Source organism: Microbacterium sp. LB12 (genome assembly GCF_037150835.1).
GTDB lineage: Bacteria > Actinomycetota > Actinomycetes > Actinomycetales > Microbacteriaceae > Microbacterium.
The window spans coordinates 1-405 of the sequence record NZ_JBBCPF010000048.1 but is presented as its reverse complement, the minus strand read 5'-3'; the positions used below and the strand labels follow the sequence as shown (position 1 = coordinate 405).

Below are 405 nucleotides of genomic sequence, written 5' to 3'. Positions count from 1 at the left end.
CCTGGTCGATCGTGCCGGCGTCGAGCAGCGCCCGCGCCTTGGCGATCTCGTCGGCGGGGCTCGCCGCACCGGCGCCCGCGACGGACTTGATGTACTCGGACTGCGCCTCCTGCAGCTGCTTGGCCTGTGCCTGGCTGCGCTCACCCATGCCGCGACCGCGAGCGATCAGGTACACCAGTGCCGTGATGATCGGGAAGAACAACAGGAAGATGATCCACACCGCCTTCCACCAGCCGTTGAGCTTGTGGTCGCGGAACAGGTCGCTGATGATCGCGAAGAGCACGAACAGGTAGCTGATGAAGATGAAGATCGTCAGGAACCACCAGATGATGTCCCAGAACGAACCCCAGAAGCCCTGGTATTCGTAGCTGATCGGCGTGATCGTTTCGAGAAGTCGCATGGGGA

1 protein-coding gene is annotated in these 405 nt (G+C 62.2%); it reads right to left on the bottom strand.

The window, feature by feature from the left end:
- Positions 1-400, bottom strand: a 400-nt coding sequence (locus WFM69_RS19325; RefSeq protein ID WP_337007468.1) for a PLDc N-terminal domain-containing protein, incomplete at its 3' end; no start/stop codon positions are given.
- Positions 401-405 lie beyond the last annotated feature (5 nt).